Consider the following 12028-nt stretch of genomic DNA (forward strand, 5'->3'; position numbering starts at 1 on the left):
CCTGCTACGACCCCGTCATCCACCAGGCCAGCAGCAAGGTCAGCACACGTCCCGAGACCACTCTGGCGGTATAGGGGTTGACTCAGGAAACTCACAGAGGTTCCTTCCCAGCGTCCAGGCGTTGGTGCCTCCAGGGAATCTACCGAGCTACTCCTGATTTGTCCGATTTGTTCTCCGCGTGTCGGGCCCGCAGCCCGAGGGTCGGCAGATCCGGGCGACCGAGCACCACAGGGGCGGGCTGGGGCTCGCGCAGGGTGAAGCCGATCTCCGCGCCGCCGCCGACCCGGTTGCGGGCGAAGACCTCGCCGCCGTGCTCCTCGACCACCTCGCGGACGATGGAGAGCCCCAGACCCGAGCCGGGCAGACTCCGTGCGGCGGTGGCCCGGTAGAACCGGTCGAAGATCCGGTCCAGATCCTCCTGGGCGATGCCCGGACCGCGGTCCAGGACGCTGATTCGGTCGGCGCGGACCACGACCAGGATCTCCTCGGGTCCGCCGGAGAACTTGGCCGCGTTCTCCACCAGGTTGGTCAGCGCGCGCTGCAGCGCCTGCGGACGAACCGTGCGCACCACCGGAAGCGCGTCCACCACGATCTCGCGCCCGGTCCGACGGCGCGTCAGGTCGGCGACCCGCTCGGCCAGTTCGTCGAGCTCGGTCCCGGTGGGCTGCTCGGTGCTGCGGCGGTCGTTGGCCAGCTCCACCAACTCGTTGACCAGGACCGTCAGCTCCCGCGTCTCGGTCTCCAGATCGTCCAGCAGCGCGGCCCTCGACGCCGGGGAGAGCCGGTCCATCCGGCGCAGCGCGGCGATGTTGGTACGCAGCGAGGTCAGCGGGGTGCGCAGCTCGTGGCCCGCGTCCTGGACGAGCCGCCGCTGGTCGTCCTTGGAGCGGGCCAGTCTGCCGAGCATGTCCTCGAAGGCGCGGGCCAGTCGTCCGATCTCGTCCCGGCCCCGCTGCGGCACGTCGAGCGACAACTCCCCGGTGATCGCGACCTGCTCGGCGGTCGCGGTCAGGCGCACCAGGCGCCGCGTGATCCGGCCGGCCACCCACCAGCCCGCGGCACCGGCCGCCACGATCACCGCACCGGCCAGCAGCGCGATGCGCAGCATCAGGGAGTCGAGCAGCGCGTCCGTGGCGCTGAGCCGCTCGGAGATCATCACCGCGCCGCGTCCGCCGCCCAGCGAGACAGTGACCACCCGGTAGCGGTCGCCGCCGGTGAACTCGGTGATGTCACGGCTCCGGCCGGGCTGGTGGGCGCCGGCGAGCTCCTTGTCCTCCTTGTTGACCGGGAGCGGGTCCGGCTTGCCCCACTGCAGCACCTCGCCACCGTTGCCCAGGACCTGGATGCCGATGTCACCGGACTGGGTCACCTGGTCGGAGAGCTGGTCCTTGCTCTCCTCCTTGGCGAGGAAGTCGTTCGCGTTGAGCGTCATCGATCCGACGTCGCTCTTGAGCGTGGCGAGCGACTGCGAGAACTCCTTCGCCCGGTCGTTGCGGATCAGCGCCGCGGCGGAGCTGTAGCCGAGCGCCCCGACCAGCACCGCGACGAGCGCCGCCAGCGCCGCGAAGGCGACGGCGAAGCGGACCCTCAGGCCGACGTCGGCCCGCACCCAGTTCATCCCTGGACCTTACGGCAGTTCATCCCTGAGCCTTACGGCTCGCGCAGCGTGTAGCCCACCCCGCGGACGGTGTGGATCAGCGGCGTGCGCTCGGGCGTGTCCAGCTTGCGGCGCAGGTAGCCGATGTAGACGGCCAGGTTCTTCGAGCCCGGACCGAAGTCGTAACCCCAGATCCGGTCGTAGACCGTGCTGTGGTCCAGCACGATGCCGGCGTTGCGGGCCAGCAGCTCCAGCAGGTCGTACTCGGTGCGCGAGAGCTGGATCTCCTCGCCGCCGCGCCACACCCGGCGGGCGGTCGAGTCGATCTTGAGGTCGTCCACCTCGATCAGGTCGTGCCCGGCCAGGATCCCCTCGGCCTCGGACCCGTTGTCCTCCGAGGTCACCGCGGGCGCGGCGGCGCGCCGGAGCAGCGCGCGGAGCCGGGCCAGCAGCTCCTCCGCCTCGAAGGGCTTGACCATGTAGTCGTCCGCGCCCGCGTCCAGACCGGCGACCCGGTCGGAGGTCTCCACGCGCGCCGTCAGCATCAGGATCGGCACGTTGTCGCCCTCCGCACGGAGGACCCGGCAGACGGCGAGTCCGTCGATTCCGGGCATCATGACGTCCAGCACCACCACGTCCGGGCGTTGCTTGTGCACCGAGGCCAACGCCTCGATGCCGTCGGACACCGGAGTCACCTGGTACCCCTCCAGCGTCAGCAGGCGGTCCAGCGAATCACGGATGGCCCGGTCGTCCTCGGCCAGCAGAACAGTCGACGTCACGACACCGATTGTCCACGACAGAATGAGGAAGGGGTAAGAGACACCCGTTCACCAGAGGTTCACCCCTGTCCCGGCCGAACCGCGGCAGCTGGGAAAACCGATGTCGGACTGTCGGAGCAGAGTGGTAAACATCCGCCGTGGAAGAGACTCTGGAGTTCCCCGTCCTGCTGCAGCTGATCGACGACCGGTCGGCCGCCTTCCGCGCCGCGATCGCCGCCGCGCCCAGCCTCGACGTGCAGGTGCCGACCTGCCCCGAGTGGACGCTGTTCGATCTGGTGCAGCACGTGGGCGAGGGACGCCGTGCCTGGGCCGCCACCGTCCAGGCCGGGCCTGACGCCACCGACAAGGCCGATCCGCTGGGCGACGCGACCGCGCCCCGCGAGCCCGAGGCGCTGCAGGCCTGGCTGGCCGAGTCGACGCAGCTGCTGCTCGACGCACTGCGCGAGGCCGGCCCGGATCGCGGTTGCTGGGGCTCGTGGGGCAAGTCACAGCTGCCGCTGACCTGCGCCGGCGCCGCCCGACGCCAGCTCCACGAGATCGCCGTCCACACCTACGACGCCCAGCTCACCGTGGGCGCCGCGCAGCCGGTGCCGGAGCAGATCGCGCTCGACGGCGTCGAGGAGTTCCTCCTCACCTTCTGCACCACGACGGAGGCCTGGCCGCACGAGCCGGCCGTCGTCGGCTACCACGCCACCGAGGGCCGCTCCTGGCGCCACTGGCTCGACGCCGACGGCTCCCGGCTCGCCCGCCTCGACGCCGCAGGCACCGCCGACGCCACGGCGGAGGCGGTCGTCGGCTCCATCGAGGGGGCAGCCAACGAGCTGCTCCTGGCCTTCTACGACCGCATTCCGTTCGACTCCGTGAAGATCGACGACGACCAGGGCGTCATCGGTCGGCTTGTGGAGTGGGACCCGGAGCGATAGGACGTCAGGACATGCGCGCTGGTGCACCCTGGGTTCCGGGTCGAGGTCGACGCCCTGGCGGTTATTTCCGAGCCGTAGGGTCCCGACGGCTCCCGTACCGCACGCGCACGCGACGAACCGAGAGGCGAAGCGTATGTCCTTGCCCCTGGAACCTCCGGGACCGCTGGTCAGCGTCGAGTGGCTGGCGGAGCGGCTCGGCAGCGCCGGCCTGCTGGTGCTCGACGCGAGCGTGGGCGGGCACCGGCGCGAGCTGCCCGCGATTCCGGGCGCGCGGCTCTTCGACCTGGACGGGCCGATGTCCGACCGGAGCAGTCCGCTGCCGCACACCATGCCCGGTGCCGAGGAGTTGGCGCGGGAGCTGCGCGCCTTGGGGCTGAACGCGTCGAGCACGGTCGTCGTCCACGACAACGCGGGCATCTACTCGTCCGCCCGCGCCTGGTGGATGCTGCGCGCGGTCGGCTTCGACCGTGTCGCGGTCCTCGACGGCGGCCTGCCCGCCTGGTCCGCGGCGGGCCTGCCCGAGCAGACGCAGCAGACGGAACCTCAGCCGCCCGCCCTGCCCGGCACGTTCACCGCCGACCCGCGCCCCGGGATGTTCGTCGACAGCCGGGCGGTGCTGGCCGCCCTGACCGACCCGTCGGCGGCGGTACTGGATGCGCGGGCGCACGAGCGCTACACCGGCGAGGCGCCGGAACCCCGGCCGGGCCTGCGCGGCGGCCATATGCCCGGTGCGCGGAACCTGCCGTTCACCACCCTCCAGGACGCCACCGGCCGCCTTCTCCCGCCGGACGAGCTCCGGTCCCGGTTCGGCGCGGTGCCGTCGCGGCTGCTCTTCAGCTGCGGCTCCGGGGTCACCGCCTGCGTGCTCGCGCTCGGGGCCACCGTCGCCGGGCTGGGCCGAGCGTCCGAACTGACCGTCTACGACGGGTCGTGGAGCGAGTGGGGCCTGCCGTCCGACCTGCCCGTCGTCACGGGCGAGGACGACGACGCGAGCTCGAGCTCGGGCTCGTGACCCGGGCCGCTCGCCGGGCCGATGAGCGGCGGAAGCCGCTCCTCTACCTGGACATCGACGGCCCGTTGAACCCCTACGCGGCCATGCCGGACCACCTCCCGACGGGGTATCAGGAACATCACCTGATGCCCCCGCGCTGGGAGGCGATGGAACGGGCCCGGCTCGAAACGTGGGACCGCCCCGGGGCACAGCCACGACCGCTCCCGGTCTGGCTCGACCCCACCCATGGCGCACAACTGTCCGCCCTACCCTACGAGTTGGTCTGGGCATCCACCTGGGAGGAGGACGCCAACGGCTTCGTCGCGCCCCTGATCGGGCTGCCTCCGCTCCCCTGGATCACCTGGGAGGGCACGCTGATCGGCGAGCCCGGCCCCCTCTTCTGGAAGACCCCGGAGGTCGTCGCGGCGGCGGCCGGTCGCCCGTTCGCCTGGATCGACGACGAGGTGACCACGGCCGACGAGACCTGGGTGGCCGTCCACCATCCGGCCCCGGCGCTGCTGCTGCGCATCGACCCGGGCGTGGGGCTGCGCGAGCCTGACCTCGACCGCCTCCGCTCCTGGGCCGCCGGGCTACGGTGAGCCGACGCCTCGTCCACCGACTGCCCGGGAGCCCGCGATGTTCGACGCCACCGATGCCGCCCTGGTCGCGGTGCTGCAACGGGACGGGCGCACCTCCTTCCAGGACCTGGCGACGGCAGTCGGCATCTCCCGCGAGGCGGCCCGGGCCCGCGTGCAGCGGCTGCTGGAACGGCGTGAGGTCCGGGTCGTCGGCATCGTCGCGCCGGAGGTGCTCGGCCTGCGCACGCTGGCCCACGTCTCCGTGGAGGTCGTCGGCGACAGCAGCGCCGCGGCGCGGTCGCTGGCCGGACGCGGCGCGGTGATGTTCCTGTCCCGGACGGCGGGCCGCCGCCATCTGGTCGCCGACGTGCGCGTCCGCGACACCGCAGCGCTGGAGACGGAGCTCGCGCTGTTCCGTGCGGCTCCCGGCGTCCACGGCATCGAGGTCTTCCGCTGCACGGAGCTGGTCAGGGACGCCTATTCGCCCGCCGTGCCGAGGCCGTCGCTGCACGGCCCGCTGGAGCTGGACGACCGGGACCGGATGCTGCTGGCCCTGCTCCAGCGCGACGGTCGCAGCAGCTACGCCGACCTGGCGGCGCGGATCGGGCTCTCCCAGGCGGCCACCCGCGCCCGGGTGCTGCGGATGCTGGACGCGGGTGCGGTGCACGTGACCGGCCTGGTCGCGTCGGCGGCGATCGGCGTCCGCGAGGCCGCCGGGATCGGGCTCGGGGTCGGCGGACCGGTCGCGCCGGTCGCCGAGGCCGCCTCGGCCCTTGCGGGCGTCAACTTCGTGATGTCCGGCCACGGGCGGTTCGATCTGGTCTGCGGGGTCGACGCGCCGGACCGCGCCCGGCTGCTCGCCACCCTGGACCGGCTGCAGGGGCTGGAGGGGGTCAACCGGTCCGAGTCCTGGGTCCACCTGGACATCGTCAAGGAGGACTACACGCACGTTTCGCCGCTCCGACCGGCGGATTGACGTCCCAACCCATAAACAGCAAATGAATCGCCTGAAGCTGGCGCAATGCACTGCGATTAGTTATCTCAGTCATATTGACGCCATCTTTTCACCTGGCTTTCAATGGCCGGACCCCCACACTGCGTCCGCCCGCTGAAAGTCGGTGCCCGATGGCCGCGCCCTCACCCACTCCCGCCTCCTCCTCCACCGATCCGGTCCGCACCGCCGAGCTGCCGCGCTCGCTCGGCGTCTTCGGCGCGGTGATGCTCACGCTCTCCTGCGTCACCCCGGCGTCCTCGCTCTTCATCGTCGTGCCACCGCTGCTGACCTCACTGGGCAGCGGCACCGTCGAGGCACTGCTGATCGCGGCCGTGCTGTCGCTCGGAGTCGGCCTCTGCTACGCCGAGTTGGGCACCCTGGTGCCGAGCGCCGGCGGTGAGTACTCGATCGTCGGTCAGTTGCTGGGCCGGATGACGGGCTGGCTGGTCTTCGTCATCTCGATCGTCTCGCTGATCGTCATCCCGCCGATCATCGCGCTGGGCACGTCCGACTACATCGGCGCCGTCGTCCATGTCGACCCGCGGTACGCGGGCGGCGCGGTGATGCTGATCTCGGTGCTGGTCGGCGTGCTGGACATCAAGTCGAACGCCCTGATCACCGGCATCTTCCTCGGCATCGAGATGCTCGCCGCAGCCGTCGTCAGCGTGCTGGGCTTCGCCCACGCGCGGCAACCGGTCTCGTCGCTGCTGCACGCCGTCGTCCCCGACGGCCACGGCCACACCTCGCCGCTGACCGTCGGGCTACTGGTCTCCGGCCTCGCCGTCGCCCTCTTCACGTACAACGGGTTCGGGACCGCCATCTACCTCTCCGAGGACCTGGTCGAGCCGCGCCGTACCGTGTCCCGGACCGTCCTGTGGTCGCTGTTCGCGGGCGTGGTCGTCATCACCATTCCGGTGGCCGCGATCTGCCTGGGCGTCAGCTCGCCCGACCAGCTCGCCTCCGGGGACCTGATCGCGATCGTGACCTCCTGGGCGGGCAGCGGCGTCGGGACCTTCGTCAGCCTCTGCGTCGCCGCGGCCATCCTCAACGCGGTCATCGTGATGGTGCTCCAGAACGGCCGCGTGCTCTTCGCCTCCGCGCGCGACCGCACCTGGCCCGACCCGGTCAACCGCGCGCTCGGCCGGATCCACCCGCGCTGGGGCTCGCCGTGGGTCGCCACCCTCGGGATCGGTCTGCCCGGTGTGGTGCTCGCGCTTGCCGTCAACATCAACTCGCTGCTCGGCTTCACGGGCGTAGTCGTCGCCGTCATCTACCTGCTGCTCGGTGTCGCCGCCCTCGCCGCCCGGACCCGGCGCCACCGGGCCACCCAGGCCTGGCGGATGCCGCTGTGGCCGATCCCGCCGCTGATCACCACGGTCGCCCTGGCGTACGTGCTGACGCAGCAGACCGCCCACGACCTCACGATCACCGGCATCGTCCTCGCGGTCGGCGCGCTCTACTGGCTGCTCTACCTGCGCCCGCGCCACGCCACCCACTGGCAGCTCAGCCTGCCCGCCGACCAGCGCACCGATGCCACTCCGGAGGCCACCGCGGACCCCGACGCCTCCCCCGACACCGCACCGGCCGAAGCCCCGGCCCTCAGCTCGGAGAACCAGTGAACGACAGCGCAGCGCCCGCCGACCTGATCATCCACAACGCCCACGTCCACACCGTCGACCCTGCGCTCCCCCGTGCCCAGGCCCTGGCCGTGCGCGACGGCGTCATCGCCTGGGTCGGTGACGAGGCCGACTGGTCCCACCTGCGCGGACCGGCGACCGAGGTCGTCGACGCCGCGGGCCGGCTGCTGCTGCCGGGCTTCGTCGACGCGCACAACCACGTCCGCCTCGGCTCGGACTCCGCCTGCGTCCAACTGGCAGGCGCCCGCACGCTGGAGGAGATCGGCGCGCGGATCACCGCCTGGCTGGACGCGCACCCGGACGCGGCCTGGGTGGAGGCCGAGGCCTTCGACTACTCCGCGATCCCCGACGGCCGCATGCCCACCGCGGCGGACCTGGACCGGTTCACCGGCGACCGTCCGGCCCTGGTGCTGAGCTACGACGTCCACACCGCCTGGCTCAACACGGCGGCCCTGCGCCACCTCGGCATCGACGCCTCGGTCGACCGGACGCCCTACGGCACCGTGCAGAAGGATCCGGCGACCGGCGAACCCACCGGATTCCTCACCGACTTCGCCGTCCGCGGCCTGTCCCGCGACGGCCACCGGGCGCTCCAGGCCGCGGGCGTCCCCTGGGCGCATCCGGACCGGCAGTACCAACGGCTGTGCGGCAGCCTGGACATGGCCGCACGCTTCGGCATCACCACGGTGGTGGAGCCGCAGAACTCCCTCGACGACCTGGCGCTGTTCGAGCGGGCCACCGCCGAGGGCCGGCTGCGCTCCCGCCTCGTCGCCGCGCTCTTCCACCCGCGCGGCACCACCCAGGGCGACCTGGCGGAGTTCCTCTCGGCGGCTCACCACCACGCCGACGACCGGATGCGGGTCCGCGCGCTCAAGCTCTACATCGACGACGTCGTCGAGCCGCACACGGCCGCGCTGCTGGAGCCCTACGCCGGGCACGCCCACCACCGCGGCGAGACCTTCTACCCGCCGCAGGAGTTCGCCGACACCGTCGCCGAGTTGGACGCGCTCGGGTTCCAGCTCTTCGTGCACGCCACCGGCGACCGCGGCATCCGCACGGTGCTGGACGCCTTCGAGCACGCGCGCACCGTCAACGGCACGCGCGACTCCCGCCACCAGGTCGTCCACGTCGAGTGCCTGGACCCGGCGGACCTGCCGCGTTTCGCCCAACTCGGCGTCGTGGCCTGCATGCAGCCGCGTCACTGCGCGCCCGACATCGCCGGTCCCGGCCAGGACTGGGCCGAGGCGGTGGGCAAGGAGCGCTGGACCAAGGCCTGGCCGATGCGGAGCCTCCACCGCGCGGGCACCCGGCTCGCCTTCTCCAGCGACTGGAACGTCGCCGAGATGGACCCGATGGTCGGCATCTACACCGCGATCACCCGCCAGGGCCTCACCGGCGGCCCGGCCTGGATGCCGGAGGAGACCGTCGACCTGACCACGGCCATCCACGGCTACACCATGGGCAGCGCCTGGGCCAACCACCTGGACGACCGTCTCGGCTCCCTCACCCCGGGCAAGCACGCGGACCTGGTCCTGCTCTCCCGCGACCTCTTCGCGATCGCCGACCCGCGCGAGATCCTCGACACCCACGTCGAACTGTCCACGGTGGGGGGCGAGATCGTGCACCGCGCGGCATCGTTCGGCTGAGTGCCGGACCGCAGCGTCGGACCGCCCCGTCAGTCCGTGCCGTCAGACCGCCCCCGTCAGTCCGTTCCGTCCCGGAACTTCGGGTAGCGGAGGATGACCAGCTGCTCCTCCGGGTTCAGCACGTACGGGACGCGCAGACCCGTCGGCTCGAAGCCGACGCGTCGATAGAAGGCCTGGGCACGGACGTTGGCCTCGTGGACGCCCAACGTCAGGTGACCGACGGCGATGTGGCGGCGGGCGAAGTCGATCGCCGCCGCCACCAGCTCGGCCGCCGGGCCGTGCGGGCCACGGTGCGCGGGGGTCACGTAGACGCCGTGGACCTGGGCGTGGTCCTCGACGTCCGGGAGGGGCGCCGCTCCCGCCATGCCCAACCAGGCCCCGCCCGGGTCGACAGCGACGAAGAGCGCCGCGGACCGGGCGGAAGCCCCCGATACGGTCTGGGCCTGCCAGGCCGTATCGGGGAGGTCCAAACTCGCGGCACGGGTGGTGCTGAACGCCGACGGGGCGTCGTCGAGCGCCTCCAGTCGCAGCGCGCGAAGCTCGCGCCACTCACCGGGGGTGACCCGGCGGACCTGGAACGTCGTGCGTTGGGAGTGCGCCTGGGACCGCGTCTGCGGCTGGGACTGCGTCTGCGGCTCGGCCATGGGGACGATGGTCCCGCATTGCCCACCGACCGCACCCCTCAGGCCGCCCTCAGCACCAGGGCTGCCGCGACCGGAACGGCGTAGACCAGCGGGTACGGGATGTGCGCGTAGGCGTGGGCGCGGACCGCGGTGACGACCGCTCGGATGTGACACCGGGCCAGAAATCCTTTCGTGCCGCCCGGACGCCCCCGCCGACGGTAGCGTCACGAGCATGTCGCCGTCCCTCGCCCGCACGCTGTGGCTGCGGACCGAACCCCTGCACGCCGTCGTCTACTTCGACCCCGCGTGCCGCTCGCTGGGCCGGACCATGGGCCTCAAGGGCTTCTGGATGGGCTACTTCGCGATGCGCGTCGGACCGTTGGGCCCGGTCGGCCCGGCGGTCGCCGGCTCGGTGCTCGGGGCCTTCGCGCCGCGCCAGGTCCAACGGGCACTCCCTGCCGCGTGGGAGGTGGTTCCGCCCGAGCGTGCCGTGGAGGTGCGGGCCAGAGCCGGCGCCGCAGCGCTGCGGCGCGTGGTTCCGGGCATCGAGAGCCTGGCAGACGAACTGGCCGCGCCGACGGCACCGCTGACGGCGATGGTCGCTGACGCGCCGACGCTCGCCCGCCCGCTCTTCGCGGCGAACCAGCCGCTGAGTCGGCGGTTCGACGATCCGGTCGAGCGGCTGTGGCAACTGACCACCTCACTCCGGGAGTTCCGCGGCGACGCTCATCTGGCGGCGCTCGCCGACCACGGGTTGGACGGGATCGAGTCCCTGGTCCTGGCTGTAGCCACGGACCGGGTCCCGGCGGAAACCATGCGCGCGGACCGCGGCTGGACCGAGGACGAGTGGGCCGACGCCGCCGAACGCCTGCGCTCACGCGGCCTGGTGGACGAGCAGGCGCGGGCCACCGCGCAGGGTCGCGCCGAGCGCGACGCCGTCGAGGAGGCGACCGACCGCCTGGCCGCCCGGCTGCTGCGCCCGGTCTATCCACAGGCTGTGGACCGACTGCTCGCGCAACTCGCGGAGCCGGTCCAGCTGCTGCGCGCGCAGGGCATCCCACCGCGCCAGAACCCGATCGGGGTGCCTACTCAGGAGCCGTGAGGCCGGTCGATGACGTCGGTGATGTCGCTGGCGTCAGTGGCGTCAGTGGCGTCGGTGGCGTCGGTGATTTCGGTGGCGTCGGTGACCAGGACGACCTTGCCGAGGTTGCGGCGGGACTCGATGATCTCGTGGGAGCGCCCAGCCTCCGCAAGCGGGATCTCCGCGTGCACGCGGGGCTGCAGCGCCCCGCTCCGGTGGCGCTCCCAGAGCTCGTCGCGCCAGCGCGCGTACAGCTCCGGCCTGCCGCGCGCGATCGCCGCCATCTGGAACCCGATCACGGACGCGCCCCGGACCAGCAGTTCGTACGCCTCGACAGTGCCGCCACCTGAGCTGAAGGCGACCAGACGACCGTCCTGCCCGAGCGCCCGCACGGCCGGGCCGAGAAGTTCACCGCCGACCCCGTCGAGCACAACGTCGACGGGGTCGCCCCACGACTCGTCCCCGTACAGCACCACCTCGTCGGCGCCCAGGGCCCGGACGAACGCTGCCTTGTCCGGGCTGCTGACGGCCGCGACCACTCGGGAGGCCCCACCCGCCTTCGCGTACTGCAGGGCGAGTGTTCCGACGGCGCTCGCCGCCGCCCTGACCAGGACGGAGTCGCCGGTCACCGGATGCCCCGCCTCGTAGGCACCACGCGCGACCAGGCCACTGCGCACCAACGCCACGGCATCGACCGCTGTCGCCCGGTCGGGGACGTGGGAGGCCATCGCCTGGTGGAGCAGGGCGAACTCGGCGTAGGCGTGCGCGAAGCACAGGCCCGTGACACGGTCGCCCACCGCGAACCCGACTACGCCTTCGCCGACGGCGGCCACCGCCCCGGCCACCTCCCCGCCGAGCGGCCCGGGCTCGGCGCCCTCGCGCACCTTGCGCACGGCGGGCAGCGTGACCCCGATCGCCTCGGCCCGCACGAGCAGCTCAGCGGGGCCGGGCTCGGGGACCTCGGCCTGCTCGACGAAGAGCACCTCGGGGCCACCGTTGACCTCATAGCGAACGCGACGCATGCACGCACCTCCGGTTTCCCGGGCTTCCCACCCAACCATTGGGACTCCCAATGAATCTCACCCTAGTGATCTGGTCTTGAGGTTGTTCGTCGCCTCGTGAGTTGTCTGGTGTACCGAGTTCTGCCAGGGGGCTTTCGGGTCCGGCTGGTTGGCGGTG

11 protein-coding genes are annotated in these 12028 nt (G+C 72.3%); 7 read left to right on the forward strand and 4 right to left on the reverse strand.

All coding sequences use genetic code 11. From position 1 onward, the window contains the following. Window positions 1–139 precede the first annotated feature (139 nt). Window positions 140–1618 carry an ATP-binding protein gene (locus tag ABH940_RS36605; RefSeq protein WP_370061561.1) on the reverse strand — a complete coding sequence of 493 codons (1479 nt, stop codon included), beginning with the start codon at window positions 1616–1618 and terminating at the stop codon, window positions 140–142. A 32-nt stretch (window positions 1619–1650) separates the two neighbouring features. Then, window positions 1651–2376 (reverse strand): response regulator transcription factor, encoded by a 726-nt coding sequence (locus ABH940_RS36610; protein ID WP_370061563.1) that lies wholly within the window; start codon window positions 2374–2376, stop codon window positions 1651–1653. A gap of 137 nt (window positions 2377–2513) precedes the next feature. On the opposite strand from ABH940_RS36610, the gene ABH940_RS36615 reads away from it, so the two are divergent. From ABH940_RS36615 to ABH940_RS36640, 6 genes are all read left to right on the forward strand, one after another. Continuing rightward, the gene (locus ABH940_RS36615) at window positions 2514–3299 is read left to right on the forward strand and encodes a maleylpyruvate isomerase family mycothiol-dependent enzyme (RefSeq protein WP_370061565.1); all 786 of its coding nucleotides are present in this window, start codon (window positions 2514–2516) and stop codon (window positions 3297–3299) included. A 133-nt stretch (window positions 3300–3432) separates the two neighbouring features. Continuing rightward, a complete protein-coding gene (locus tag ABH940_RS36620) occupies window positions 3433–4311 on the forward strand; it encodes a sulfurtransferase (RefSeq protein WP_370061567.1) in 879 nt (292 codons plus the stop codon). Window positions 4312–4394: 83 nt separating this feature from the next. Further along, window positions 4395–4889, forward strand: a complete 495-nt coding sequence (locus tag ABH940_RS36625; RefSeq protein WP_370061891.1) for a hypothetical protein — start codon at window positions 4395–4397, stop codon at window positions 4887–4889. A 37-nt stretch (window positions 4890–4926) separates the two neighbouring features. Beyond that, window positions 4927–5844 carry an Lrp/AsnC family transcriptional regulator gene (locus ABH940_RS36630; RefSeq protein ID WP_370061569.1) on the forward strand — a complete coding sequence of 306 codons (918 nt, stop codon included), beginning with the start codon at window positions 4927–4929 and terminating at the stop codon, window positions 5842–5844. Between the two features lie 149 nt (window positions 5845–5993). Beyond that, window positions 5994–7481: an APC family permease gene (locus tag ABH940_RS36635; RefSeq protein ID WP_370061571.1), complete on the forward strand. Its 1488-nt coding sequence runs from the start codon at window positions 5994–5996 to the stop codon at window positions 7479–7481. Then, window positions 7478–9145 (forward strand): amidohydrolase, encoded by a 1668-nt coding sequence (locus tag ABH940_RS36640; RefSeq protein ID WP_370061573.1) that lies wholly within the window; start codon window positions 7478–7480, stop codon window positions 9143–9145. The genes ABH940_RS36635 and ABH940_RS36640 overlap by 4 nt, the downstream gene beginning before the upstream one ends. Before the next feature lie 56 nt (window positions 9146–9201). On the opposite strand, the gene ABH940_RS36645 is transcribed toward ABH940_RS36640, so the two are convergent. Further along, window positions 9202–9789, reverse strand: a complete 588-nt coding sequence (locus tag ABH940_RS36645; protein ID WP_370061575.1) for a GNAT family N-acetyltransferase — start codon at window positions 9787–9789, stop codon at window positions 9202–9204. A gap of 211 nt (window positions 9790–10000) precedes the next feature. Here ABH940_RS36645 and ABH940_RS36650 point away from each other — a divergent pair, with 211 nt between their 5' ends. Further along, window positions 10001–10870, forward strand: coding sequence for a hypothetical protein (locus tag ABH940_RS36650; RefSeq protein WP_370061577.1), 870 nt, complete (start codon window positions 10001–10003; stop codon window positions 10868–10870). Here ABH940_RS36650 and ABH940_RS36655 read toward each other — a convergent pair. After that, window positions 10858–11871 carry a zinc-binding alcohol dehydrogenase family protein gene (locus ABH940_RS36655; RefSeq protein WP_370107255.1) on the reverse strand — a complete coding sequence of 338 codons (1014 nt, stop codon included), beginning with the start codon at window positions 11869–11871 and terminating at the stop codon, window positions 10858–10860. The two genes, ABH940_RS36650 and ABH940_RS36655, sit on opposite strands and share 13 nt — an antisense overlap. Between the last annotated feature and the right edge of the window lie 157 nt (window positions 11872–12028).

The sequence above is a fragment of the Streptacidiphilus sp. BW17 genome (genome assembly GCF_041262485.1).
Lineage (GTDB): Bacteria > Actinomycetota > Actinomycetes > Streptomycetales > Streptomycetaceae > Streptacidiphilus.

Bases quoted from the DNA above. Each gene is read 5' to 3' on its own strand.
- ABH940_RS36605 (WP_370061561.1), bottom strand. From the start codon at position 1,618: ATGAACTGGGTGCGGGCCGACGTCGGCCTGAGGGTCCGCTTCGCCGTC.
- ABH940_RS36625 (WP_370061891.1), top strand. From the start codon at position 4,395: ATGCCGGACCACCTCCCGACGGGGTATCAGGAACATCACCTGATGCCC.
- ABH940_RS36655 (WP_370107255.1), bottom strand. From the start codon at position 11,871: ATGCGTCGCGTTCGCTATGAGGTCAACGGTGGCCCCGAGGTGCTCTTC.
- ABH940_RS36630 (WP_370061569.1), top strand. From the start codon at position 4,927: ATGTTCGACGCCACCGATGCCGCCCTGGTCGCGGTGCTGCAACGGGAC.
- ABH940_RS36645 (WP_370061575.1), bottom strand. From the start codon at position 9,789: ATGGCCGAGCCGCAGACGCAGTCCCAGCCGCAGACGCGGTCCCAGGCG.
- ABH940_RS36620 (WP_370061567.1), top strand. From the start codon at position 3,433: ATGTCCTTGCCCCTGGAACCTCCGGGACCGCTGGTCAGCGTCGAGTGG.
- ABH940_RS36635 (WP_370061571.1), top strand. From the start codon at position 5,994: ATGGCCGCGCCCTCACCCACTCCCGCCTCCTCCTCCACCGATCCGGTC.
- ABH940_RS36650 (WP_370061577.1), top strand. From the start codon at position 10,001: ATGTCGCCGTCCCTCGCCCGCACGCTGTGGCTGCGGACCGAACCCCTG.